Raw genomic sequence first — 25976 nt, forward strand, 5'->3', positions numbered from 1 at the left:
ATAATCCGGCTTTGGTCGGACGTGCTTTTTCATTACTTCATGTCACAATTTTGTCCTCTAGATCGAGAGTGACCCATGGACACCCTGCAAAACATGCGTGCTTTCAGTTGTGTAGCCCAGCTCGGCAGCTTCACCGCCGCCGCTGCGCAGCTGGATACGACCACCGCCAACGTGTCGCGGGCGGTCTCCAACCTGGAAGCCCATCTGCAAACCCGCCTGCTCAATCGCACCACACGGCGCATCGCCCTGACCGAAGCGGGCAAGCGCTACCTGATGCGCTGCGAACAGATCCTGACCTTCGTCGAGGAAGCTGAAGCCGAGGCCAGCGATGCCCACGCCCGCCCCGCCGGGCAGCTCAAAGTGCATTCGATGACCGGTGTCGGCCAGCATTTCGTGGTCGATGCCATCGCTCGCTACCGCCAGACGCACCCAGACGTCACGTTCGACCTGACCATGGCCAACCGTGTGCCCGACCTGCTCGACGAGGGCTACGATGTGTCCATCGTGCTGGCCAGCGAGCTGCCTGACTCAGGGTTCGTCTCCCAGCGCCTGGGGATCACCTACAGCATCGTCTGCGCCTCCCCCGACTACATTGCTCGCCACGGCATCGCACACAAGCCCGCCGACCTGCTCAAGCACCAGTGCCTGCGCATGGTCAGCCCGGTGATTCCGCTGGAAAAATGGCTGTTCGACGGTCCGGAAGGCCAGGAGATGGTCAACATCACCAGCTCGCCGTTCCAGGTGAACTCCGCCGACGCGATGAAGACCGCGATCCGCAGTGGCATGGGGGTGGGCGTGCTGCCGATCTACTCCGCCATCGACGGCCTGCGCGACGGCAGCCTGGTGCGGGTGATGCCCGACTATCGCCTGCAGGAGCTGAACCTGTACGCGATCTACCCGTCGCGCCAGTACCTGGATGCCAAGATCAAGACCTGGGTCGAATACCTGCGCAACTCGCTGCCAGAGATCCTGGCGGCGCACGAAGCAGACCTGAAGACCCATGAATTGCTGATCGCCACCTGAAAAAGCTGCTGCATTGCAGGTGGCGACAATGGTAGGTTGCTAACCAATCGTTGATTCGCGGCGGCCTTTTCGCAGGCCGCCATCGTCCCACCGCCTTGCAGAGAAGTAGCCCGATGAAAAAGACCGTCCTGGCCTTCAGCCGTATCACCCCGGCCATGGCCGAGCGCCTGCAGCACGACTTCAACGTGATCCTGCCCAATCCCAAACTGGGCGACATCAATGCCCAGTTCAACGAAGCGCTGCCTGAGGCTCACGGCCTGATCGGCGTCGGCCGCAAGCTCGGCCGCGCGCAGCTCGAAGGTGCCGGCAAGCTGGAGGTGGTGTCGAGCGTGTCGGTCGGCTACGACAACTACGACCTGGACTACTTCAACGAGCGCGGCATCGCCCTGACCAACACCCCCGACGTGCTCACCGAAAGCACCGCCGACCTGGGCTTTTCGCTGATCATGGGCTGTGCCCGCCGTACCGCCGAGCTGGACGCCTGGACCAAGGCCGGCAATTGGCAGGCGACCGTAGGCCCGGCGCATTTCGGCAGCGATGTACACGGCAAGACCCTGGGCATCGTCGGCATGGGCAACATCGGCGCCGCCGTGGCTCGCCGTGGCCGCCTGGGCTTCAACATGTCGATCCTGTATGCCGGCAACAGCCGCAAGAGCGCGCTGGAGCAGGAACTGGGCGCGCAGTTCCGCAGCCTGGAGCAGTTGCTGGCCGAGTCCGATTTCGTCTGCATCGTGGTGCCGTTGTCCGATGCCACCCGCAAGCTGATCGGCGCCCGTGAGCTGAAGCTGATGAAGCCGAGCGCCTTCCTGATCAACATCGCCCGCGGGCCGGTGGTGGACGAGGCGGCGCTGGTCGAGGCGCTGCAAGCCGGCACCATTCGCGGTGCCGGACTGGATGTGTACGAGAAGGAGCCGCTGGCCGATTCGCCGCTGTTCAAGCTGCCCAACGCCCTGACCCTGCCGCACATCGGCTCGGCGACTGCCGAGACCCGCGAAGCCATGGCCAACCGGGCGATGGAGAACCTGCGCGCAGCGCTGCTGGGCGAGCGACCACGGGACCTGGTGAATCCGCAGGTGTGGAAGGGCTGAACCTGGCCGCTGACTGTACCGGCCTCTTCGCGGGCAAGCCCGCTCCCACAACAGCCCACATAGCTTGAATATGGTGGTGTTACCTGTGGGCGGGCTTGCCCGCGAAGAGACCTGCACCAATCCAACAGGCTCAACGCGGCTGGCGCCGCCGTCCCAGCACCTTGCGCACCACATACCGCGGCCGGTGCTTGGTCTCCTGGTAGATACGCCCCACATACTCCCCCAGGATCCCGATACCGATCAGTTGCACGCCCCCCAGGAACAGGATCGCCGACAGCAGCGACGGATATCCCGGCAGGTCGATCCCCCACAGCACCTTCTGCACGATCAGGTACACCGCGAACACCAGCGCGAACAGCGACACCCCCGCGCCGATGTAGGTCCACAAGCGCAAAGGCACGGTGCTGAACGAGGTGATGCCATCCAGCGCCAGGTTCCACAACCGCCACAGCCCGAACTTGCTCTCCCCCGCCACCCGCGGCGGGCGGTCGTACTCGATGATCTCGGTGCGAAATCCCACCCACGACAACACGCCCTTCATGAACAACTGTTGCTCCGGCAACTGGCGGATCGCGGCGACCACCTTGCGGTCGAGCAGGCGAAAATCACCGACGTTCTCTTCGATATGGGTGGAGGCGATGCGGTTGTGCAGCCGGTAGTACAGGCGCGCGCTCCAGCGCTTGAGCGGGGTGTCGGCATCGCGGCTGCGGCGCTTGGCCAGGACCACGTCGGCGCCTTGCTGCCAGCGCTCGACCATCTGTGCGATCAGCTCGATGGGGTCCTGCAGGTCGACATCGATCGGCACCATGGCATCGCCATCGGCATATTCGAGCCCGGCGAACAGCGCCGACTCCTTGCCGAAATTGCGCGAGAAGTTGATCACCGTGACCCATTCATCACGCAGCGCAAGTTCGGCGCAGATCGCCTCGGTCTCGTCGCTGCTGCCGTCATTGACGAACAGGATCTCCACCGTCATGCCCTGCAGCGACGGCTCGGCGCGCACGGTGCGGTAGAAGTGCTCGAGGGTGTCCTGCTCGTTGTACACCGGCACGATGAGGGTGATGTTCATGGCGTCCTCCGTCTGAAGACCACAGTGCGCGAGTAGCTGTAACCCACTACCAGGCTGACCGTGGAAAAGGTCACGAGGGTCAGCCAGGGTGACAGGCGTGCCCAGTCGGAAAGCGCTCCCAGTGCCACGCTCACTATCCCCATGCCCAGCAGGAACAGCAAGTAGCGCCGTTTGCTGGGCCTGGCCGCGAAGGTGTAGCGGGCATTGACGTAGTACGACAGGCTGGCCGCCACGGCGAACGCCAGCAGGTTGCTTGGCGCCTGGCGCAACCCCAGCAGCAGGTGCAGCAGAAAGAACACCGACCAGTGCGCCAAGGTATTGCCCAACCCGACCAGCACATAGCGCCGCATCTGGCCGAACAGGCCGCCCGCACCGCTGCTCACGGCAACGTCCAGGGCCTGGGCTGCGGCTTGGTCACCACATAACCCTGGTCGCCGACGAGGTAGATGCTGTACAGGCGGTTGTCCACCACTGGTATGTCGCCGCGGGCCAGCAGATCATCGGCGCGCCAGGGCGGCGCCGGGCTCTGGTTGGCGGAGCTGTTGATATAGAACTGGCCGATACCGACGCGCGCCATCATCTCCGGCAAGAGTACGAAGTCCGAACTGCGGATGAACTTGAGCAGCGGCGCCCGGGCCTGCGCGCCAGAGGCTGCAGGCAACCAGCCGTCGGCCTGGTTGCGTTCGAGCAGGTAGAAGGCGCGGGCCTTGTCCAGCGCCGGGTGGCTGAGGATGTCCTGACCGATGTACTGGCCGATCGCAGCGAACTGCGCCTTCTGCGCCTCCAGCAGGCGGCCATGGGCGTAGGCCAGCGACAGCATCGACAGCAGCGGCAGGCAGAGAATCAGCGCACGGTCGGGCGCACGGTTGCCCAGCCCGCGCCTGGCCAGGTAGAGCAGCAGCACCAGTACGCAGGCAAAGCCCATCAGGGTGCGCGCGCCATGAATGAAATAGTCGAATGCCAGCATCACGCCGCTGGTCATCACCAGCAGCACCAGCACCGCCAGCAGCAGGCCGCCGCCGCGCACGAGCAGGCCCGGCAGGCCGTGGTCCCGATGGATACCCCGGGCATCGCGCCACAGGCCAACGCCGGCCAGCAGCGCCAGCCCAACCGCCAGGACCCGATTGCCGGGCGTCAGCAGCAGGGCGACCTGTTCGAACGCAGTGCCCAGGCGCTGTATCACTTCGCCCGGCAGCGCAGCGTCCACCGCCAGCATGGTCAAACGCTGCTCGGACATCCAGGGCATCGCCACCAACAGGTACACCAGCCCGCCCAACAGCATCTGCACCACACGCAGGGTCACCGCTTTGCCCACCCTGGCCAGCCGATCGCCCCGCAACAGGCCGCGCACCGCGTCGATGCAACACAAGCCGATGAATACATTCAGCGTCACCTGGTAGAAACCCAGGCCGCAGGCAATCAATACGGTGCCAGCGAACAACCGGCGTGAATCGAGGCTTACCGCCAGGATCATCGCCGCCAACCCCAGTGCCATGGCGGGCCCGTCGTACTGGTACGACAGGTTCTGCAGGAAGAACGGGCTGTACCACAGCGGCAACACCACCAGCAGGTCGGTCGGGCGCGGCTGTCCGAAGTAATGGATGGCCAGGCGCGCCAGGGCATAGGCCGCCACCGGCAGGCTCAACAGCAGCGGCAAGGGAAACAGGTTGATCGCCCCACCCGCGAAGCTCAGCCCGGCATGCAGCCACTGGGTGAACAGGCGCCCTTCGGCGATCCAGTTACCCGTGGCGGTCTGCGCGCGCCAGACATCGTCGAGGTACATCGAGTCGGCAAGAATCAGCGGCAGCACATGCAGGCCAAGCGCGAGCAGGCAGAGCATGTGCGCCTGGCGCGGTGTCAGGGGGCGGTTCCACGGCTGGGCTGTCGACATGGCCTACCTTGCAGGATCAAGGGATTTGGCCAAGTGTAGACAGCGCAGCGCCGGCATCTTCTGCATCGGTGTCGGGCACAGGCCTCACTTCATGGCCAGCGTTGCCTGCGCAGCCTTGGCAACCCGGGGCTTGCGAAACACCAGCACGTTACCGGCCATCACCGCGACCAGCCCCAGTAATGCCGGTGCGGTCCACTGATAGCCTTCGGCGAATGCCGACACGTTCAGCGCCACCAGCGGGAACAGCACCGTGCAATACGCCGCCCGCTCCGGACCCATGCGCCCGACGAGGGTAAGGTAGGCGGTGAAGCCAATCACTGAACCTGGGATCACCAGGTACAGCAGCGAACCGATATAGCGTGTGTTCCACTCCATGGCGAAGGGCACGCCTGTGACCAGGCAATACAACCCCAGCAGGCTCGCCCCATACACCATCCCCCAGGCGTTGGTGGTCATCGGCTTGAGGCCCGCCTTCTGTTGCAGGCTGGAAAGCATGTTGCCGGCCGAGAAGCACAGGGTGCCCAGCAACGCCAGGCCCAGGCCGACCAGGGTTTCGCGGCTGGCGGCGTGCCCTGACAGCTCCGGCCAGAACAGCAGGCCCAACCCCAGCAAGCCCAAGGCGCCGCCACCCAGCACGTTGGCGGCGATCTTCTGGCCGAAGAAGATCCGCGCGTTGAGCGCGTTCCACAGGGTTGCGGTGGAGAACACCACGGCGATCAGGCCGCTGGCGATCCACTGGCTGGCGGTGAGGAAGCACATGAAATTGACGCAGAACAGGCACAGCCCCTGGGCCAGGCAGATCAGGTGCCCGCGCCGATTCATCGGTTGCAGGCGACGGGTCAGCAGCAGGACCGCGAACAGGATCAGCCCGGCCAGGGCGAAGCGGTAGACGATCGATACCGGGATCTCGACCACGCCCAATTGCAGTTTCAAGGCGATCCAGGTGGTGCCCCAGATCAGGACGGTGAGCAGGTAGAGCGACAGGTTCATGGGCTGGATCCTTGGGGCTTGGCGGTGGTCTGCGGGAACGGCGGTGGGCTCACGAAGTCTGTCCCCCTCGCCCCGCCCCGCGCTTGCACAAACTTGCGCTTTTCCGTCGGCAACCACTCCCATTGCGCTCGCCTCGCAGTACGATAGCCCTCCAGAGGAATCGCCCATGCCGCCACTTCATCAGCTGCAAGTCTTCAACGCCATGCACAGCTCGCCCAACGCCCGCCTGGAAGCCAGCGCGCAAATGGGTGAGGGCCTGGCAGCAGCCCTGTGGCGCAACCGTGACGATGCGCGTGACTACCTCGCCCCCAGCCACCACACCCTGTCGTGCTACATCGCCGACGGCACCGGCACCTTCCGCCGCCAGCGCCCGGGCGACAAGGGCGCGCCCAACAAACTGTGCATCATGCCGGCCGGCCACGAGTCCAATTGGGTGGTCAACGGTGCTATCCGCCTGGCGCACCTGTACATCAGCGAAGAACAGTTCGCCTTGGGCTGCATTCGCCTGCTCGACCGCGAGCCACGGGAAATGCAGCTACACGAAGCCACCTTCCTCGACGACCCACAGCAGGCCCTGCGCTTTCACCAACTGATCGGGCTTGACTGGAACGAACCTGCCGAGCGCCTGCTGGCCAGCAGCCTGGCGCACGCCATCATCGACCATGCCGTGCTGGGCCAGGCCGGGCTGCGACAGGGCCTGCGGCTCAAAGGCGGCCTGGCACCGCACCAGCGTAGGCACTTGGTGGACTACATCGAGGCCAATCTCGACCAGCCGCTTTCACTGAACGAACTGGCGCTGCGCTGCAATCTGTCCGAATACCACTTCGCCCGGATGTTCCGCGCAAGCTTCGGCCTGCCGCCGCACCAGTACCTGCTGGCGCGCCGACTGCACCAGGCATGCCGGTTGCTGCGCCAGGGCGACCTGCCGCTGGGGCAGGTGGCATTGCTGTGCGGGTTTGCCAGTGCCAGCCATTTCAGCAATCGCTTCAGGCAGGCTATGGGTGCAACGCCCGGGGAATATCGCGCGGCATTCGGTTGAGGCCCCCGAGGTCGGAGCAGACTTGGCGGGGTGCCAGCGCCTCAGAACTCCAACGTACTCGACACACTCACCTGCCGTGCATCGCCGATGGCCACGAAGTATCGGTTCACCGCCGAGCTGTAGTACACCTTGTCGAACAGGTTCTTCACGTTCAACTGCAAACGCACCTTGTGCGCATCCAGCTTGGTCTCGTAGCTGGCGAAGGCATCGGCGACGGTGTAGGCCGGCAGGTCGAAATCGTTGGCCGGGTTACCTGCCCGCTCACCGACATAGCGTGCACCCGCTCCCAGGCGCAGACGATCACCGCCGAACAGGCTGCCGTAGTCGTACACCGCTGACAGCGAGCCAGTATGGCGCGCCACGTTCTGCAGACGATTGCCCTTGAGGTCCGGGTCCTTGGTCACTTCGGCGTCGGTGAAGGCATAGCTGCCGATCAGGCTCCAGCGTTCGCTGAGCTGGCCGCTCAGGTCCAGTTCGACGCCACGCGAGCTGACTTCGCCGGCATTGCTGTACAGGGTTTCGCCGGTGCGGGTGTCGAAGTTGGCCACCAGCACATTGCGCTTGGTGATGTCGAACAGCGCCAGGGTGCCGGTGATCTGCCCGGGAATGTCGAGCTTGGCCCCCAGCTCCCAGGCCTTGCCCTCCTCCGGAGCGATGGAAGAGTCGAGCACCAGGCCACCGGTCAGTGGGGCGATGCTGGAGTTGGGCTTGAACGACTCGCTGTAGCTGCCATAGAACGACAACTGCTCATCGACCTTGTAGACCAGCCCGGCATGCGGGGTCCAGGCGCGGTCGCTGGTATCGGTGTTGGTGGTGAACGGCCGGCCGCGACCGGCGAGCTGGTCGTACTGTTGCAGGCGCACACCGGCCACGGCGATCCAGTGCTCGTCCAGGTGCACGGCGTCCTGGAAGAACAGCGAGTCGGTGCGCAGCTTGTCGGTCTGGTCGCTGTCGCTGGCACGCACGGTGCTGCCTTCAGGCTCCTGGCCGTAGACCGGGTTGAGGTAGCTGAAGGTCGAGCGGCTGGCCTGGCGGATCAGGTCTGCGCGGTAGACCTTGCGGTCTTCATGGTCGAAGCCCAGCAACAGGTCATGCTGCATCCCGCCCAGTTGCACATTGCCGTTCAGGCTCAGGGTGGCGAACTGGTCGCGGCTCATGGCGCCGTGGGTGCCGTCGATGCTGCGGGTCAGGGTGCCACGGGCATCGTTGACGCCGGTCACCCGTACTTGGCTGGCGTCGTAGGTTTCACGGTTGAAGCTGTAGCCGAAGTGCAGTTTCCAGTCGTCCGCCAACTGGTGATCGACTTCAAGGCGATACAGGTCCGAACGGCCTTCCATGTCGTTGAACGGCTCGTCGAGGCGGCGAGTGGCCGGGATGTCCAGCGGGTGATTGGTGCGGTTGCTGATCGCCGTACCTCGGTCGAACGGATACAGGAACTCACGGTGCTCGTAGGCCAGCATCACCTGGGTGTCCTCGCCAAACCAGGCCAGCGACGGTGCCACCAGCGACTCGCGGTGCACGCCGTAGTTGCGCCAGTAGTCTTCATCTTCATGATCGACGATCAAGCGATAGGCCAGGTTGCTGTCGCCCAGTGCACCAGTGCTGTCGAAACTGCCACCGCTGCCATTCTTGCCGCTGCCGTAGGTCGAGCCGCGCAGGGTCAAGGCGTTGTATTGCTCGAGCTGCGGGCGCTTGCTGACCACGTTGATCACCCCGCCCGGATCCTGGATGCCGTACAGCAGCGACGCGGGCCCCTTGAGCACTTCGACGCGCTCGGTGGTGGCGTTGAGGCTGCGACCCTGCACGATGGGCATGCCGTCGCGCATGATCGAACCGTCGCGATTGTCGCCGAAGCCTCGCTTCATCACCGTGTCGGAGGTGCCGCCGAAGTTGTTGCCCTGGGTGATACCACTGACGTTGGCCAGGGCATCGTCGAGGTTGCGCGGTGCCTGGTCGCGCAGCACCTGGGCCGGAACCACGTTGATGGCGTGCGGCGTTTCCAGGTTCGTCCCCTGGCCGCGCATGATCGAGGGGCTGGCCGGTGGCTGGTAGCTGAAGCTGTCCATCTGCGAGGTCACGGTGGTGGCCTGCAGGTTCAAGGCGCCGGACGTGTCGAGAGGCTCCAGGGTCAGGGTGCGCGCATCGACGCGGCGCCAGGCCAGCCCGGAATGGCCGAGCAATTGCTGCAAGGCCTGCTCGGCGCTGAACGCGCCGTTGAGCGCCGGCGCCTGCTGGCTGGGCAGCTCGAAGGTGTACACCACGCTTTGCCCAGTGGTGCGGCTGAAGGCGTTGAGGGCCTGGGCCAGTGGTTGACCGGGCTGGGCGAAGGTATACACCTGAACCTGCTCGGCGGCGTGAGCCAGGGGTGTCAGCGCCACAGCGGACAGGGTGCAGAGACCGAACCAGAGAGGGACGCAACGTGGGGTAAACTTCATGGACGCTGACCTGTGAGAGAACGGATTGATTGCGAATGAATCGCACTTTCACTCACTACACGAATGCCGCGCCGGGTTACCTCACTGCTTGTGCAAAAAATATTTCCGGAAGCGGCTGCACGCCCCATAACGGCACAAGGCTGCTCCCGGGCAGAGCGCTCATCGGCGCATTACCCGGAAGCGGCCTTGCGCCGCATCCTGGTGGGATCAGTGGTGTTCGCGGGTCGCGCGGAACTGCACGTCAGGCCAGCGCTCTTCCATCAGCGACAGGTTGACCCGGGTCGGCGCCAGGTAGGTCAGGTGACCACCGCCATCGATGGCGAGGTTCTCCATGGCCTTGTTCTGGAATTCCTCGAGTTTCTTCTTGTCGTCGCAGGCGATCCAGCGTGCCGACCAGACGGTGATCGGCTCGTAGGCACACTCGACCTTGTACTCTTCCTTCAGGCGGCTGGCGACCACATCGAACTGCAGCACACCGACCGCACCGAGGATGATGTCGTTGCTGCGCTCGGGGAAGAACACCTGGGTCGCCCCTTCCTCGGCCAACTGCTGCAGGCCCTGGCGCAGTTGCTTGGATTTCAGCGGGTCTTTCAGGCGCACACGGCGGAACAGTTCCGGGGCGAAGTGCGGGATACCGGTGAAGCCCAGCGCTTCGCCTTCGCTGAAGGTGTCGCCGATCTGGATGGTGCCGTGGTTGTGCAGGCCAATGATGTCGCCGGCGTATGCCTCTTCGAGCTGTTCACGCTCGGACGAGAAGAAGGTCAGCGCATCGCCGATGCGCAGATCCTTGCCCAGGCGCACATGGCGCATCTTCATGCCCTTCTCGTACTTGCCCGAGCAGATGCGCATGAAGGCGATACGGTCGCGGTGCTTGGGGTCCATGTTCGCCTGGATCTTGAACACGAAACCGGTGAACTTCTCTTCCACCGGCTCCACGGTGCGCTCGTGCGCCACACGTGCCAGCGGGCGCGGCGCCCAGTCGACAACGGCATCGAGCACATGGTCGACACCGAAGTTGCCCAGGGCGGTCCCGAAGAACACAGGCGTGAGCTGGCCGTTGATGAACTCGTCCTGGTTGAACTCGTGGCAGGCGCCCTGCACCAGTTCCAGTTGCTCGACGAAGCTATCGTACTGGTCGCCCAGGTGCGCGCGGGCCTCATCGGAGTCCAGCTTCTGGATGATCTTGGCTTCGGTGCGCTCGTGGCCATGGCCCGGGGTGTAGACGATGATGTAGTCACCGGTGAGGTGGTACACGCCCTTGAAATCGCGGTAGCAACCGATCGGCCAGGTGATCGGCGCGGCCTTGATCTTCAGTACCGCTTCGATTTCGTCGAGCAGTTCGATCGGGTCGCGGATGTCACGGTCGAGTTTGTTGATGAAGCTGACGATGGGCGTGTCGCGCAGGCGGCACACGTCCATCAGGGCGATGGTACGCGGCTCTACACCCTTACCGCCGTCCAGCACCATCAGCGCCGAGTCCACCGCGGTGAGGGTGCGGTAGGTGTCTTCGGAGAAGTCTTCGTGGCCGGGGGTGTCGAGCAAGTTGATCATGTGCTCGCGATACGGGAACTGCATCACCGAGGTGGTGATGGAGATGCCGCGCTGCTTCTCCATTTCCATCCAGTCGGAGGTGGCATGGCGATCGGACTTGCGCGACTTCACGGTCCCCGCGACGGAGATCGCCTTGCCCATCAGCAGCAGCTTCTCGGTGATGGTGGTCTTACCGGCGTCGGGGTGGGAAATGATTGCGAAAGTGCGGCGCTTCGCGACTTCGGCGGCCTGGTTGGTCATGGGAAATCGCCTGACTGGGGATCGAAAAAGGGGCGATATCATACCTGAACTCGGGCCTGGACCAAAATCGGATGAATGAGTGGTTGAGGCCCGGCCTCTTCGCGGGCAAGCCCGCTCCCACAAGATACCCACCGCCCTCAAGCCCTGTGCAATACCTGTGGGAGCGGGCTTGCCCGCGAAGAGGCCGGCACAGACACATCAAATGCAGCAAACAATCGGCTAGTCACGACAAAAGGCCGCAGGGCAGTTATTTCAACGCCTGCAGCGTATCAATGCGATTTTTATTCTTGTCATATTTCCCTGAAGCCAGTGATTAACACTGGCCAAATGCCGCCTCAGATGGGAACCTTTACGCCCCCGGAGACGTCCACTCCCCTGCAACCCGTTTCGGTTCAGGGCTGGTTTCACCAGCATTCACGAGCCTGACGGGGCTCGACTCATGGCATGAACGCACTGCCTCGCAGGCGTCACGCTGCTACTCGCGAACACACCACCCGCCTCCCGCACGGGCCGGCTACGAAGAAGTGTGTCCGCCGACGACATAAGGAGTCCACCTGTGGCGAAACGCTACGGAAAAGGGCTGATGGGATGGGCCTGCGTGCTCGTCATCCTGGCCCTGCTGATCCACTGGATCGGCACTGACACGATCGCGCGTTACCGCGACGATCTTGGGTTCTACCTGCAAGCGCACCTGGTACTGGTGTTGGCTTCGATGGCGGCGGCGCTGGCCGTGGGCATCCCCGCCGGCATTGCGCTCAGTCGACCGCACCGGGTCGACAAAGCCGAGCGCTTCATGCAGTTCTTCAACGTTGGCAACACCATTCCCCCCCTGGCCGTTCTGGCCATTGCCCTGAGCATTCTGGGCATCGGCGCAGGCCCCGCGATCTTCGCGTTGTTCCTCGCCTCCCTGCTGCCCATCGTGCGCAACACCTACGAGGGCCTGAAAAACGTCCCCGCCTCGCTCAAGGAAGCCGCCACCGGCATCGGCATGACCCCACGCCAGCAACTCTGGCAGGTGGAGCTGCCCAATGCCGTGCCGATCATCGTCGGCGGCGTGCGCGTGGCCCTGGCGTTGAATGTGGGCACCGCACCACTGGCGTTTCTGATCGGCGCCAATAGCCTTGGCAGCCTGATCTTCCCCGGCATCGCCCTGAACAACCAGCCGCAGCTGCTGCTGGGCGCCGCCTGCACGGCGCTCCTGGCCCTGGTACTGGATGCCCTGGTGAGCTTCTCCAGCAAGCGCTGGCTGGAACGCGGCCTGGCCGGATAACAAGAGGGAACTCATGAAAAAGACAATCGCCTTGCTGCTGGGCGCGGCACTGCTATGCGCAGGTTTTGCCCAAGCTGCAGAAAAACCCCTGGTGCGCATCGGCGCGCGGGTGTTCACCGAGCAGACCGTGCTCGCCGAAATCACTGCCCAGTACCTGCGCGCCAACGGCTTCCAGGTCCGAGTCACCGGCGGATTGGGCAGCAGCCTGGCGCGCCAGGCCCACGAAACCGGGCAGCTCGACCTGATGTGGGAGTACACCGGGGTATCGCTGGTCTCCTACAACCACATCGAGGAGCGCATGCCCAGCGCCGAAGCGACCTACAACAAGGTCAAGGCCCTGGATGCGAAGAAAGACCTGATCTGGCTGACCCCTTCCAAGTTCAGCAACACCTATGCCCTGGCCCTGCCACGCAAGGTCGCCGAAGCCTACCCGCAGGTCACCAGCATCAGCCAGCTGAACCAGGTGCTGCAGGACGAACAGGCACGCAAGCACCTGGTGGCGCTGGACACCGAGTTCGCCAATCGCCCCGATGGTCTCGATGGCCTGCAGGCGATGTACGGCATGCAACTGGGGCGCGCCAACATCCGGCAGATGGATGCGGGCCTGGTCTACACCGCCCTGCGCAACAACCAAGTGTTCGCCGGCCTGGTCTACACCACCGACGGCCGCCTCAGCGCCTTCGACCTCAAGCTGCTGGACGACGACAAGCACTACTTCCCCGACTACACCGCCGCGCCAGTGGTGCGCAAGGCCGTGCTCGACGCCCATCCACAACTGGCCGACCTGCTCAAGCCGCTGGCCGAGACGCTCGACGACGAGACCATGCGCCAGCTCAACGCCAAGGTCGATGTCGAGCACCAGAGCCCGTCCAGCGTGGCCGCCGCTTTCCTGCGTGAACATGCCTTCAGCGAGGTCGCGCGATGAACCTGTTCGATACCTTCGCCCATCTCGACTGGGCCCTGGTCCTGCAACTGACCGGGCAACACATCATGCTGGTCGGCATCGCCGTCAGCCTGGCCATCGTCATCGGCGTGCCGCTGGGCATCCTGATGACCCGCTTCCCGGTCCTGGCCGGCCCGCTGCAGGCCAGCGCCACGGTACTGCTGACCATCCCGTCGATCGCCCTGTTCGGCCTGCTGCTGCCGTTCTACAGCAAGTTCGGCCAGGGCCTCGGCCCGCTGCCGGCGATCACCGCGGTGTTCCTTTATTCGCTGCTGCCGATCCTGCGCAACACCTACCTGGCCCTGACCAACGTCGAGCCGGGCATCCGCGAAGCGGCACGCGGCATCGGCATGACCTTCGGCCAGCGCCTGCGCATGGTCGAGCTGCCCATCGCCGTACCGGTGATCCTCGCTGGCGTACGCACCGCCGTGGTGATGAACATCGGCGTGATGACCATTGCCGCGACCATCGGTGCCGGTGGCCTGGGTGTGCTCATTCTCACTTCCATCAGCCGCAGCGACATGTCGATGCTGCTGGTCGGCGCCGTACTGGTCAGCCTGCTGGCGATCATCGCCGACCTGCTCCTGCAAACCCTGCAACGTGCCCTGACTCCAGAAGGACTGCGCTCATGATCGAACTCAAGAACCTCAGCAAGACCTTCAACGTCAACGGCAAGGACGTCAAAGCCGTCGACTCGGTCAGCCTCACCGTCAACGAAGGCGAAATCTGCGTGTTCCTCGGCCCTTCGGGCTGCGGCAAGAGCACCACGCTGAAGATGATCAACCGCCTGATCACCCCGACCTCCGGCCAGGTGTTCATCAATGGTGAAGACACCACCGGACTCGACGAGGTCACCCTGCGCCGCCACATCGGCTACGTGATCCAGCAGATCGGCCTGTTCCCCAACATGACCATCGAGGAGAACATCACCGTGGTGCCGCGCCTGCTCGGCTGGGACAAGCAGCGCTGCCACGATCGTGCCCGCGAGCTGATGAGCATGATCAAGCTCGAGCCCAAGCAGTACCTGCAGCGCTACCCGCGCGAGCTGTCGGGTGGCCAGCAGCAACGCATCGGCGTGATCCGCGCGCTGGCGGCCGAGGCCCCGGTGCTGCTGATGGACGAGCCGTTCGGCGCGGTCGACCCGATCAACCGCGAGATGATCCAGAACGAGTTCTTCGAGATGCAGCGGGCGCTGAACAAAACCGTGATCATGGTCAGCCACGACATCGACGAGGCCATCAAGCTGGGCGACAAGATCGCCATCTTCCGCGCGGGCAAGTTGCTGCAACTGGATCACCCGGACACGCTGCTGGCGCACCCGGTGGATGACTTCGTCAGCAACTTCGTCGGCCAGGACAGCACCCTCAAACGCCTGCTGCTGGTGCGCGCAGAAGATGCCGCGGACAACGCGCCGTCGGTCAGCCCCGAGACCCCGGTGAGCGAGGCGCTGGAGTTGCTCGACGAGCACGACCGTCGCTACCTGGTGGTCACCGATGCGGCGAACAAGGCGATGGGGTATGTGCGCCGGCGCGACATGCACCGCCAGCAAGGCACCTGTGGGGACTTCCTGCGACCGTTCAATGCCACCGCGGCCCATGACGAGCACCTGCGCATCCTGCTGTCGCGCATGTACGAGTTCAATCGGGCCTGGTTGCCGGTGCTGGATGCCGAGCAAGTGTTTCTGGGTGAGGTGACCCAGGAGTCTATTGCGGCTTACTTGAGTTCGGGTAGGTCGCGGGGAGCGAAGACCAGCATCGTGTCGCCTGCGGAGGCGGTGGCCCTTTAGATTGCCAGGGGCGCTTTGCGCCTCGCCAATGTCGAATCAAATCCTGGATATGTAGTGCTGTACGGGCCTATTCGCGGGCAAGCCCGCTCCCACAGGTCTTCTGCAAGCCTTGAGGCTGGCGCTGTAGCTGTGGGAGCGGGCTTGCCCGCGAATGGGGCGACTCGGTATCAGAACCCTACACTGGCCTGTACATAGAAGGTGCGCGGCTCACCCACGTACAACCCGGCGTTGTTGTCGCTGGAGCGGGTGTAGTACTGCTTGTCGAAGATGTTCTTCACCCCCGCCGCCAGCTTCAGGTTCGACAGCTGCGGACCGAAGTCATAGCCACCACGAGCATGCCAGGTCACATAGCCCGGAATGTTGCCGTACTGCCCATCGGCGCTCGGCTGGGTGATGTAGTTGCCGGTGAAGCTGCCATCGGCATTGACCCCGGTGCCCGGTGCGCGCTGCTTGGATTGAGCGTAGGCGTCCAGGTTCCAGGTCCAGCGGTTGATCTGGTAACGCAGCCCGGCAGTGGCCACCTGACGCGAGTAGAACGGCAAGTCGCGGCCCTTGAAGCCAGGGATCTCGCCTTCATAGGTGGCACGGGTGTAGGTGAAACCGGCATTGGCCGACAGACCGTCCAGACGCGGATCCAGGCCCGCCAGGTCATAACGCACCGATGCCTCGATACCCTGGTGCTTGGTCGCACCCAGGTTGGTCCAGCCCACGTCGTTGCTGATGTACTGCAGTTCGTCGTCGAAGTCGATGTAGAACGCCGTCAGCTCGCCCGCGAAGTGGCCGTCGTCATAACGGGTACCGATCTCGTAGGTCTTGGCCTTCTCCGGCTCCAGGCCGTTGGCGGTGTTGTCACCCGAACCACCCTGACCCAACTGGAAGTACTGCAGGCTGCCGAACGAGGTCTCGTAGTTGGCGAACAATTTCCACGCCTCGGACATGTGGTACATCACGCTCAGGGCCGGCAGCGGCTCGTTGCTGGTGATGCTGCGGTTCTTCTCCGGCACCGGGCGGTTGTTGTTGTCCAGCACCGGACGGTCGCGCCAGTCGGTATTGATGTGCTCGAAGCGGATGCCCGGGGTGATGGTCCAGTTGCCGACGTCGATCTTGTCATCGATGTAGTAGGCACTGGCCTCGGTACCACCGGTACGGTCCTGGTAGACGTGGCCATCGGCGGTCGGGGTGACGGTCGGCACGTTGTCGATCAGCGCCAGGCGCGATGCCTGCTCGCGCATGGTTTCCTTCAGGTAGCGATAGCCGACGCTGACTTCCTGGGTCACAGGCCCGGTGAAGAAGACCCGCGACACACGCGGCTCGATACCGAAGGTGGTGTAGTTGCGCGGGAACGACGACAGGGTGCGCTGGTCGCGAGCGGCAATGGCGCTGCCGCGGAAGCTGTCGGTGTAGTAGGTCAGCACTTCGAACTGAGTGGCTTCGTCGAGCTGGCGCTGCCACTTGAACGAGACGTCCTTGCGCCGACCACTGAAGTAGTCGTAGTCACGCACCGACTGGTAAGGGTCGCGGTCGAACTGCGCCTGGGTCAGGCCACCGGGCATGTCGGCGCGGCCGTCATAGTAGTGGAAGTTGAGCCAGAACTCGTCGCTGTCGGTGGGTGCCCAGTGGGTCTTGAGCAACACGTCATCGATATCGTTGTCGTTGTTGCTGCGGCGGTAGCCGTTACCGTTGACGCCGGAGTACAGCAGCGCAACGCCGATGCCGTTGTCGGCAGTACCGCCGACGAAGGCCGATTCGGTGTGTTTCCAGCCACCGTACTTGGAGGTTTCCAGGGTAGTACTCAGCTCGGCGGTGGCTTTTTCCGGGATCGCCCGGGTGACGAAGTTGATGACGCCACCGACGTTCTGCGGGCCATAACGCACCGAGCCTGCACCGCGGACCACGTCGATGCTGTCAAGGTTGCCCGAGGAGATCGGCGCCATCGACAACTGCGGCTGGCCATAGGGGGCGAAGGCCGCCGGCACGCCGTCGATCAGCACGGTCGAGCGTGGCGACAGGCGCGAGGTCAGGCCACGCACCCCGACGTTGAGCGACAGGTCGCTGCCGCCGGTGCCGTTGGAGTCCTGTACCTGCACACCCGGGATACCACGCAGTGCGTCGCGCACGTTCATGGTGCCCTGCTCGACCATTTCCTGGCGGCGCACCACGGTACGCGCGCCGGGGTGGTTCTGCACCACGGTCTGGTCGGCATCGCCCAACCAGTCACCTACCACCTTCACATCGGTCGGTGCCAGTTCCAGGCTGCCGGTGGTCAGGGTGCCGGCGCTCTGGGCCGGTTTGACCACCACGGTGTCCTGAGACATTTCGTAGGTCAGCCCGCTGCCCTGCAGCAGCTGCTGCAAGGCCTGCTCGGGGGCCAGGCTGCCAGACACCGCTGGCGCCTGTTTGCCAGCGACCAGCTCGGGGCTGAAGAACAATTGCAGGCTGGTCTGCTGGCCCAGTTGAGTCAGGGCCGAAGCCAATGGCTGGGCCTGGATCTGGATGGCGGCCGGAGCTTGTTCGGCATAGCTGTTCGCAGCGGCGGCGCTGACCGCCAGGGCCAGCGCCAGGCGGCGCAGGCGAAGGAAGGGCTTGTTGTTGTTCACGTCTTCGATAGGTCCTGAAAGTCCGGATAAACGCCAACCATGCGCAAATGGAAATGCTTGGCAGTTGCAGCTGGCGAGGAAGACGAACGAACCGGCAAAAACCTGAATCTATTTCGCGATTATTTCGCTGGAGCCGTCGGAATGGGCTTTCACGGCCACGGGAAGGATGTTCGGCAGGGCCCGCAGCAACGCGTCGGTGTCGTCGGTGCTGAAGGTACTGGACAGACGCAGGTTGGCGACCTTGCCCGGAGCGACACGCAGCGGGTGGGCGCGATAGCGCGACACCTCGCTGACCACTTCGGCGAGGGTCGCGTTGTCGAACACCAGCTTGCCCTGGCGCCAGGCGGTGAGCGAGGCGGCGTTGACCGCATAGGGCGCGGCGACCTTGCCCTGCTGGTCGATATGCGCGCCCTGCCCTGCGCCCAACTGCGCCAGCGAGCCAGCCGCGCCTTCGACCTTCACCGAACCCTGCTCGACGGCAACCCGGGTCAGGCCGCTGTCCTGGCGCACGTCGAAACGGGTACCGGTGACGGTGACGCTGCCCTGGGCCGTATGAACCACGAAGGGCCGACTGCTATCGTGGGCGACACTGAACATCGCCTCGCCCGTCTCCAGGCGCAGTTGCCGGCGCCCGGCGCTGAAGGCGACCTCGACGCGCGTCGCGCTGTTCAGCTCCAGGCGCGAGCCGTCCGGCAGCTCGAACAGGCGGCGCTCGCCCAATTGCGTGGCGAGCACGTCATGGTGGTTCAACTGCTGATACTGCCACCCCGCCCAGCCCAGCCCCAGCGCGGCGACCGCAACGCCTGCGGCCAGGGCCTGACGCAGCAGACGCCGACGCGGCAACTGACGCACCGGCTCTGTTTCACACAGTGCCTCAAGGCGTTCGGAGGGGATGAAATCGGCTGCACACCACAACCTGCCAAGCAGTTCGTATTCCTGCCGGTGCTCGGGGCGCTCGTCCAGCCAACGCTGCAGGCGCTCGCGCAGGCCGCTGTCATCCGGCGCATCCTGAACGCGGACAAACCAGTCGGCGGCCTGTTCGCGCGGGTTGTCGGCGCCTTGCTGATTCATCGAAAGGGTCTCCTGACTCATCTGGTGGTCACGTCCAGGTGCTCACGCAGATGTCGGAGCGTGCGAATCATATACTTTTCGACCATATTCTTGGTCAAACCCATGCGCTCGGCGATCTCGGCCTGGGTCAGGCCTTCGAGTTTCTGCCAGATGAACACCCGCCGGCAATTGACCGGCAGTTGCGCCAGCGCCCGCTCGACGGTGTCTGCCAGCTCCAGTGCGTGCATGTAGGCTTCCGGGTCACCGCCCTTGGCACCGCCCTCATCGAACAGCTCCAGTTCCAGTGCCTGGCGCCGGTCTTCGCGACGGAAACCATCCACCGCGATGTTGCGTGCGGTCTGGTGCAGATAGGCACGCGGCTGCTCGACCTGCTCGCGCGGATTTTCCAGCACGCGTACGAAAGCATCGTGGGCGAGGTCCTCGGCCTGCTGACGACTGCGCAACTTGCGCGTCCAGGTGCCGATCAGCTCGTGATAGTGGTCGAGAAAGCCTTTGTGTCCGGACACGGTCTGGCTCGTCAGGGAGGCGGGGACAAGAGGTCGCAAATAATAATACTTCTTATTAAAAGCGGCAAATCGGCGTGCAACTGTCCTCCCGGGAGCATTTTTTTGCCTCGGTAACAAAAAATTTATCGAGGGATTCCGGCACGGAGGTGCCAGCCAGGCGTGGCCATAAATATGAACACCCAGGCGCTTTTCGCGAACGAGCACGGCACGGCGCAAACACCCTGATGCCTATGGAAACGGGTTCACCCAGCAACGGGCCGACATGCTCCATTCCACAATTCTTTACGCTGGAATTGACCAGGGGAACATCTGCCGGTCACACGAGTCGGTTATTCAAATGGCTACTCGTCGATTGCACGGGAACACGCTGGGATTGCGGGTTGATTCTGCATTCCTCACGTCCTAAAGTGCGCGCCGAACGTCCATGCTGGAAACGATCCATCCGGCTCAAGTACTGACGACGAGACAGCAAGGCCGCCGCTTTTACAGCGACCTTTTTGCTTTCGGCGACATGCCTTGGGAAGTAGGCGAACCAAAGTGGGGATACGGAGGACGTTCAGTTTGCAGCCACTTATCTTTTCAGTTTGCCCATGGAGTCCCTAAGCATGTCGATCCAGGTCGAAGACTATTTCGCGCGCGACACCTTCCAGAAAATGAAGGCGTTCGCCGACAAGCAGGAAACCCCGTTCGTACTCATCGACACCCAGATGATCAGCCAGGCCTACGACGACCTGCGCGCGGGCTTCGAATTCGCCAAGGTCTACTACGCAGTCAAGGCCAACCCGGCGGTCGAGATCATCGACCTGCTCAAGGAAAAAGGCTCGAGCTTCGACATCGCCTCGATCTACGAGCTGGACAAAGTGCTGGGCCGTGGTGTCAGCGCCGACCGCATCAGCTATGGCAACACCATCAAGAAGTCCAAGGACATTCGCTACTTCTACGAGAAGGGCGTGCGTCTCTACGCCACCGACTCCGAAGCCGACCTGCGCAACATCGCCAAGGCCGCACCGGGCTCGAAAGTGTACGTGCGCATCCTCACCGAAGGCTCCACCACCGCCGACTGGCCGCTGTCGCGTAAATTCGGTTGCCAGACCGACATGGCCATGGACCTGCTGATCCTGGCCCGTGACCTGGGCCTGGTGCCTTATGGCATCTCGTTCCACGTCGGTTCCCAGCAGCGCGACATCAGCGTCTGGGACGCGGCCATCGCCAAGGTCAAGGTGATCTTCGAGCGCCTGAAGGAAGAAGACGGCATCGAGCTGAAGCTGATCAACATGGGCGGCGGCTTCCCGGCCAACTACATCACCCGTACCAACAGCCTGGAAACCTACGCTGAAGAGATCATCCGCTTCCTCAAGGAAGACTTCGGTGACGACCTCCCGGAAATCATCCTGGAGCCGGGCCGTTCGCTGATCGCCAACGCCGGTATCCTGGTCAGCGAAGTGGTGTTGGTGGCGCGCAAGTCGCGCACCGCGGTCGAGCGCTGGATCTACACCGACGTGGGCAAGTTCTCCGGCCTGATCGAAACCATGGACGAAGCCATCAAGTTCCCGATCTGGACCGAGAAGAAAGGTGAAGCCGAAGAAGTGGTGATCGCCGGCCCGACCTGCGACAGCGCCGATATCATGTACGAGAACTACAAGTACGGCCTGCCGCTGAACCTGGCCATCGGCGACCGCCTGTACTGGCTGTCGACCGGCGCCTACACCACCAGCTACAGCGCGGTGGAGTTCAACGGCTTCCCGCCGCTGAAGGCGTTCTACCTGTAACACCTGAAAAGGCGCTTCGTCACGAAGCGCCTTTTCAGCCAGACGATGGGTGTCAGGGCTGTGCTACCCAAGTCTCTTGAATCTGAATCCAGAGCCCAGCCTGCTCGCCACTGCCTGTGCGCATCTTGTTATGCCATCCCGTCCGAACGCTGGTCGGCGCTTCATGGCGCAAGCCTCCAGCAGTGACATGCGACATTGCAAAGCCATAGGCTGGCCCGCCCATTTCGTTGACATGACCAAGCCGCAATGGCTTGCCATCCCAGCTTAGAAGCCAGTCGCAGGAAATACCGACAGCGGGAACCATCCTCAGACTGCCATCACTGGCTACAGCCAAGCGCTGCCCATGATGAGGCTTGCCTGGAGCCCAACTACGAACGTCATAGCGCTCCGGCTCACCGCGGTTGAAACAACCAAACCAGAAACGCTCTTGATTTTGTAAGTTGACGCTGCTGCAGAGGTAAACATCACCACGGCGGTCTACATCAACGTTGCCATAGTAGCCACCCCCGCTCTTTGCTCCCTTGAGTTTACCGGCGGTCAGCGTGCCCGAGCCCTTGCTGGTTTCACAGGATAAAACGGCGATAAACGAAGCAGCTTGGTTATAAGTACTCATGTTTGACCTCAGATCGCTGAAATGAGCCCTATCGTCACAAGTACGACCTAGCTGGATAATCGTGAAATCTTTCTCGGGTCTGACGCCATGCTTCACGAGCGGCTGCGACGCTCCAGTTCCTCCTGGTAGTCCGCTGCAACGCAAGCCAACAAAGGCCCACCGGCACGCAAAGTCAACACGCTGCTGCGCAGGAAGCTTTCGTTGCCCTCCTGCCTGGCTCGTCGTAGCCAGGGAAACGCCGCTTCGATTTGCCCTCGTTCGACAAGCACCAGCGCCAGGCTGAACATTCCGCGAAAATCCCCCGCCTCGGCCGAACGCCGATACCAGCGTACCGCCCGCGCAGGGCTCGCGGTGGTGGCAATACCCTGCTCCAGGTAACGCCCGTACAGGTTCATCGACTTGGCATGCCCCATGTGCGCCGCCTTCTCGTAACAGATCAGCGCCTGCGCCTGATTCACTGGCACCCCGCGACCGGTAGCCAACAGGTTGCCCAGGTTGTAGAGGCCCCAATCGGAGTCGGCATCGGCGGCCTTTGCGTAATGGATGGCCGCCTGGGTCAGATCGATTTCACCACCCCAACCGTGCTCCAGGCATCGCCCCAGCATGTTGTACGCCATGGCGTTGCCGGCCTGGGCGGCAATGGCGAACCAATGCCGTGCCAGGCGCTCATCCTGTTCGATCCCATGCCCGTCGAGCAGAATCTGCCCAAGCAATGCCTGCGCCTCGACCACCCCCTGCCCCGCGGCGGCAAGAATCGCCTGGGCGGCCTTGCCGGGGCTGTGCTCGAGCATCGACTTGAGCTCGGCTACATCGATCACATCCTCGCGTCGCAACTGATACGACATGCTCAAACCTCCGCCCAGCGACGCAACAGGTTGTGGTAGGTGCCGGTCAGTTGCAACAGCGACGGATGATCGGGCACATCGGCACCGAGCTGGCGTATGGCGTTGTCCATCTCGAACAGCAGCGTGCGCTGGCCATCGTCACGCACCAGGCTCTGGGTCCAGAAGAACGCCGCGAAGCGCTCGCCGCGCGTCACAGGGTTGACCTTGTGCAGGCTGGTGCCCGGATACAGCACCATATCGCCTGCCGCCAGCTTGACCTGCTGCACACCGTAGGTGTCCTGGATCACCAGCTCGCCACCGTCGTAGCTGTCTGGCTCGCTGAGAAACAGCGTGGACGAAAGGTCGGTGCGTACCCGCTCGGGGCTGCCCTTGGGTTGGCGCAGCGCGTTGTCGATGTGAAAACCGAAGTTGCCACCTTCGCGGTAGCAATTGACCAGCGGCGGGAACACCTTGTGCGGCAACGCCGCCGACATGAACAACGGATTGCGCCACAGCCGGTCGATCAGCGCGCTGCCGATCTCCTTGGCCAGGGCATGGCCTTCGGGCAACTGCAGGTTGTGCTTGGCCTTGGCCGACTGGTAGCCGGCCGTCGCCTTGCCATCGGCCCAGTCGGCCTGCTCCAGGGCCTGGCGGATGCGGGAAATCTCGTCGGCGTCGAACAGGCCGGGGATGTGCAGAAGCATGGCGCGAGGTACCTGGCAGAGGGCAAAGGCCCAATGATATTGATTCCCTTTTGCGACAGGCAAGTGCCGTTGGCGCAATCCCCTGCCTTGCGGCCACGACCGCAGACGCACGAACCCGGAAAAACCGTAAGGGTAAAATGTAAAGATTGTAAGTTTCTTGCGAATGGTAACGAGTCTCAATTGTTACTTACAATTGCTTACATTAACATCCGCGGCCTTCACACCTTGGGGAAGGTCAAAAACAAAATGCGCCACGTACCATCCGCTGTCAGCTCACCACGCCTGCTCACCTGCGCCATCGGCGTCGCCCTCAGCGCGACCTCGGCCTATGCCGCCGATCCCGCAGCCGCCCAGCCGGTCACCCTCGACGCCACCAGCGTCAACGGCAAGGCCGAACAGGCGAGCACCGAGTACAAGGTCGAAAAAGCCTCCTCGCAGAAATACACCGCACCACTGGTGGACACCCCGCGTTCGGTCACGGTGATCCCGCAGCAGGTGATCAAGGACACCAACGCCCTGAGCCTGCAGGATGCGCTGCGTACCGTGCCGGGCATCACCTTCGGTGCCGGCGAAGGCGGCAACCCGCAAGGCGATCGCCCGTTCATCCGCGGCTTCGACGCCCAAGGCGATACCTACCTGGACGGCGTGCGCGACACGGGCGCACAGACCCGCGAGATCTTCGCCATCGAATCGGTGGAAGTGGCCAAGGGCCCGAACTCCGCCATTGGCGGTCGTGGTGCTGCAGGCGGCACCATCAACCTGGTGAGCAAGCGCGCCCACCTCGGCAACTCGCTCGACGGCGCCTGGACCTGGGGCAGCGACCAGACCCAGCGCTACACCTTCGATGGCAACTACCAGTTCAGCGACACCGTGGCCGGGCGCCTGAACCTGATGACCCACGAGAGCAACGTCGCCGGGCGCGACAAGGTCAATTACGACCGCTGGGGCATTGCCCCGTCGCTGGCCTTCGGCCTGGGCACCCCGACCCGCGTCAACCTCGACTACTACCACCTGGAAAGCGACGACCTGCCGGATTCGGGCATCCCCTACACCGTGCCGGCCGGCGGCACCGGCGCCCGTACCTCGGCCAATCCGAGCAAGCCTTACGCGGGTGGCGACCACGACAACTTCTACGGCCTGACCGGTCGCGACTTCCGCAAATCGCGGGTGGACATCGCCACCATCGCCGTCGAGCACGACCTGTCCGACTCGCTGACCGTCAAGAACACCCTGCGCCACGGCAACAGCATGCAGGACTACATCCTCACCCAGCCAGACGACAGCAAGGGCAACGTCAACAACGGCAGTGTCTGGCGCCGCGCCAACACCCGCGTGGGCAACACCGCCACCACCACCAACCAGACCGACCTGTTCGGCGAGTTCTACCTGGGCGGCCTGAAGAACAGCTTCTCCACCGGCATCGAACTGAGCCGCGAAGAGAGCGAGCGCTCCTCGTACAACGTCAACACCGACACCACGCCCGCCTCGCCCGGCAACGCGAGCACCAACTGCACCCCGGGCATGATCGTCTCCAGCGGCTACAACTGCACCTCGCTGAGCAATCCCAACCCGGACGATCCGTGGAACGGCGCGATCTCGCGCAACTACGCCGGCACCACCACCAACAGCAAGACCCGTGCGCTGTACGTCTTCGATACCCTCGAACTGACCCCGCAGTGGCTGCTGAACATGGGCCTGCGCTACGACCACTTCGACACCGACTACAAGACCTACACCGCAGCCGGCGCCACCACTGCCAAGGGCCGCGACAAGAGCGAGTTCATCACCGGCCAGTTGGGCCTGGTGTGGAAGCCGGCCGACAACGGCAGCATCTACGTGTCCTACGCCACCTCCGCCACGCCACCGGGCGCGATGCTCGGCGAAGGCCAGGAAGGCAACCCGCTGCCGGGTACGCCGGACCGCTCGGGCAACCTGCTGTCCAGCGACCTGGAACCTGAAGAAACGACCAACTACGAGATCGGTACCAAGTGGGACCTGCTTGACCAGCGCCTGTCCCTGGCCGCTGCGCTGTTCCGCACCGAAAAGGAAAACGCTCGCGTCCAGGTGAATACCACCACCTACGAGAACGTCGGCGAAACTCGCGTGCAGGGCATCGAGCTGTCGGCCAGCGGCAAGCTCACCGACAAGTGGCAGGTGTTCGCCGGCTACACCTACATGCAGGCACGCCAGATCGACGGTGGCCCGCTGGGCAAGGCCAACGACGGCAACCAGCTGCCGAACACGCCGAACAACAGCGCCAGCCTCTGGACCACCTACGCCATCACACCGAAGCTGACCGTTGGCGGCGGCGCCTTCTATGTGGATGACGTGTATGGCAGCGTGGCCAATACCACCATGGTCGACAGTTACGTGCGCTACGACGCCATGGCAGCGTACAAGCTGACCAAGAACGTCGATCTGCAACTGAACGTGCAGAACCTGACCAACGAGGTGTACTACGACAAGGCCTTCTCCACCCACTTCGCCAACCAGGCGGCCGGGCGCACGGCGCTGCTGACCACCAGCGTCCACTTCTGATGAGGGGACTGGGCTAGTCTGCACCGGCC

General features: G+C 63.5%; 21 protein-coding genes. 9 read left to right on the top strand and 12 right to left on the bottom strand.

Going from position 1 to position 25976, the window contains the following annotated elements; genetic code table 11:
* The first annotated feature begins 75 nt into the window (after nt 1-75).
* On the top strand, nt 76-1023 hold the full coding sequence (locus tag AC2CGW_RS04680; RefSeq protein WP_186668158.1) for a LysR family transcriptional regulator: 948 nt from the start codon (nt 76-78) through the stop codon (nt 1021-1023).
* Between the two features lie 113 nt (nt 1024-1136).
* On the top strand, nt 1137-2111 hold the full coding sequence (locus tag AC2CGW_RS04685) for a 2-hydroxyacid dehydrogenase (protein WP_186668160.1): 975 nt from the start codon (nt 1137-1139) through the stop codon (nt 2109-2111).
* Nucleotides 2112-2241: 130 nt separating this feature from the next.
* On the opposite strand, the gene AC2CGW_RS04690 is transcribed toward AC2CGW_RS04685, so the two are convergent.
* From AC2CGW_RS04690 to AC2CGW_RS04705, 4 genes are all read right to left on the bottom strand, one after another.
* The gene (locus tag AC2CGW_RS04690) at nt 2242-3180 is read right to left on the bottom strand and encodes a glycosyltransferase family 2 protein (protein ID WP_063546050.1); all 939 of its coding nucleotides are present in this window, start codon (nt 3178-3180) and stop codon (nt 2242-2244) included.
* Nucleotides 3177-3563 (bottom strand): GtrA family protein, encoded by a 387-nt coding sequence (locus AC2CGW_RS04695; protein WP_346655305.1) that lies wholly within the window; start codon nt 3561-3563, stop codon nt 3177-3179. The genes AC2CGW_RS04690 and AC2CGW_RS04695 overlap by 4 nt, the downstream gene beginning before the upstream one ends.
* Nucleotides 3560-5071, bottom strand: a complete 1512-nt coding sequence (locus tag AC2CGW_RS04700; RefSeq protein ID WP_484573597.1) for a glucosyltransferase domain-containing protein — start codon at nt 5069-5071, stop codon at nt 3560-3562. The genes AC2CGW_RS04695 and AC2CGW_RS04700 overlap by 4 nt, the downstream gene beginning before the upstream one ends.
* Before the next feature lie 84 nt (nt 5072-5155).
* On the bottom strand, nt 5156-6061 hold the full coding sequence (locus tag AC2CGW_RS04705; RefSeq protein WP_186668165.1) for a DMT family transporter: 906 nt from the start codon (nt 6059-6061) through the stop codon (nt 5156-5158).
* A 166-nt stretch (nt 6062-6227) separates the two neighbouring features.
* On the opposite strand from AC2CGW_RS04705, the gene AC2CGW_RS04710 reads away from it, so the two are divergent.
* Nucleotides 6228-7100: a helix-turn-helix domain-containing protein gene (locus tag AC2CGW_RS04710; RefSeq protein ID WP_484573598.1), complete on the top strand. Its 873-nt coding sequence runs from the start codon at nt 6228-6230 to the stop codon at nt 7098-7100.
* A 41-nt stretch (nt 7101-7141) separates the two neighbouring features.
* On the opposite strand, the gene AC2CGW_RS04715 is transcribed toward AC2CGW_RS04710, so the two are convergent.
* Together AC2CGW_RS04715 and AC2CGW_RS04720 are read right to left on the bottom strand one after the other, a co-directional pair.
* The gene (locus AC2CGW_RS04715) at nt 7142-9535 is read right to left on the bottom strand and encodes a TonB-dependent siderophore receptor (RefSeq protein WP_186721574.1); all 2394 of its coding nucleotides are present in this window, start codon (nt 9533-9535) and stop codon (nt 7142-7144) included.
* Nucleotides 9536-9742: 207 nt separating this feature from the next.
* Nucleotides 9743-11326 (bottom strand): peptide chain release factor 3, encoded by a 1584-nt coding sequence (locus tag AC2CGW_RS04720; RefSeq protein WP_186710992.1) that lies wholly within the window; start codon nt 11324-11326, stop codon nt 9743-9745.
* Between the two features lie 556 nt (nt 11327-11882).
* On the opposite strand from AC2CGW_RS04720, the gene AC2CGW_RS04725 reads away from it, so the two are divergent.
* From AC2CGW_RS04725 to AC2CGW_RS04740, 4 genes are read left to right on the top strand one after another with little or no spacing between them, the layout of a single operon-like run.
* Nucleotides 11883-12596: an ABC transporter permease gene (locus tag AC2CGW_RS04725; protein WP_054892571.1), complete on the top strand. Its 714-nt coding sequence runs from the start codon at nt 11883-11885 to the stop codon at nt 12594-12596.
* Between the two features lie 13 nt (nt 12597-12609).
* Nucleotides 12610-13521 (top strand): glycine betaine ABC transporter substrate-binding protein, encoded by a 912-nt coding sequence (locus AC2CGW_RS04730; protein ID WP_186710993.1) that lies wholly within the window; start codon nt 12610-12612, stop codon nt 13519-13521.
* Nucleotides 13518-14171: an ABC transporter permease gene (locus AC2CGW_RS04735; RefSeq protein ID WP_186668177.1), complete on the top strand. Its 654-nt coding sequence runs from the start codon at nt 13518-13520 to the stop codon at nt 14169-14171. The genes AC2CGW_RS04730 and AC2CGW_RS04735 overlap by 4 nt, the downstream gene beginning before the upstream one ends.
* On the top strand, nt 14168-15325 hold the full coding sequence (locus tag AC2CGW_RS04740; RefSeq protein ID WP_484573599.1) for an osmoprotectant ABC transporter ATP-binding protein OsmV: 1158 nt from the start codon (nt 14168-14170) through the stop codon (nt 15323-15325). Before AC2CGW_RS04735 ends, AC2CGW_RS04740 begins: the two co-directional genes overlap by 4 nt.
* 167 nt (nt 15326-15492) lie before the next feature.
* Here AC2CGW_RS04740 and AC2CGW_RS04745 read toward each other — a convergent pair whose 3' ends face one another.
* From AC2CGW_RS04745 to AC2CGW_RS04755, 3 genes are all read right to left on the bottom strand, one after another.
* Entirely contained in the window at nt 15493-17922 is a 2430-nt protein-coding gene (locus tag AC2CGW_RS04745) for a TonB-dependent siderophore receptor (RefSeq protein WP_484573600.1), read from the bottom strand.
* A 108-nt stretch (nt 17923-18030) separates the two neighbouring features.
* Nucleotides 18031-18993, bottom strand: a complete 963-nt coding sequence (locus AC2CGW_RS04750; protein ID WP_288376992.1) for a FecR family protein — start codon at nt 18991-18993, stop codon at nt 18031-18033.
* A 17-nt stretch (nt 18994-19010) separates the two neighbouring features.
* A complete protein-coding gene (locus AC2CGW_RS04755) occupies nt 19011-19499 on the bottom strand; it encodes a sigma-70 family RNA polymerase sigma factor (protein ID WP_484573601.1) in 489 nt (162 codons plus the stop codon).
* Nucleotides 19500-20104: 605 nt separating this feature from the next.
* On the opposite strand from AC2CGW_RS04755, the gene AC2CGW_RS04760 reads away from it, so the two are divergent.
* Nucleotides 20105-21268 carry a type III PLP-dependent enzyme gene (locus AC2CGW_RS04760; RefSeq protein WP_186668187.1) on the top strand — a complete coding sequence of 388 codons (1164 nt, stop codon included), beginning with the start codon at nt 20105-20107 and terminating at the stop codon, nt 21266-21268.
* Between the two features lie 52 nt (nt 21269-21320).
* Here the strand turns inward: AC2CGW_RS04760 and AC2CGW_RS04765 are convergent, their stop codons facing one another.
* The 3 genes from AC2CGW_RS04765 to AC2CGW_RS04775 form a co-directional block, all read right to left on the bottom strand.
* Nucleotides 21321-21881, bottom strand: a complete 561-nt coding sequence (locus AC2CGW_RS04765; protein WP_186668189.1) for a hypothetical protein — start codon at nt 21879-21881, stop codon at nt 21321-21323.
* 92 nt (nt 21882-21973) lie between these two features.
* On the bottom strand, nt 21974-22726 hold the full coding sequence (locus tag AC2CGW_RS04770; RefSeq protein WP_186668197.1) for a tetratricopeptide repeat protein: 753 nt from the start codon (nt 22724-22726) through the stop codon (nt 21974-21976).
* Between the two features lie 2 nt (nt 22727-22728).
* Nucleotides 22729-23409, bottom strand: coding sequence for a Fe2+-dependent dioxygenase (locus AC2CGW_RS04775; protein WP_186668199.1), 681 nt, complete (start codon nt 23407-23409; stop codon nt 22729-22731).
* Nucleotides 23410-23655: 246 nt separating this feature from the next.
* Here AC2CGW_RS04775 and AC2CGW_RS04780 point away from each other — a divergent pair, with 246 nt between their 5' ends.
* Nucleotides 23656-25947 carry a TonB-dependent receptor gene (locus tag AC2CGW_RS04780; protein WP_186711485.1) on the top strand — a complete coding sequence of 764 codons (2292 nt, stop codon included), beginning with the start codon at nt 23656-23658 and terminating at the stop codon, nt 25945-25947.
* The last annotated feature ends 29 nt before the right edge of the window (nt 25948-25976 follow it).

The organism is Pseudomonas sp. SYWMCR5 (assembly GCF_057197165.1).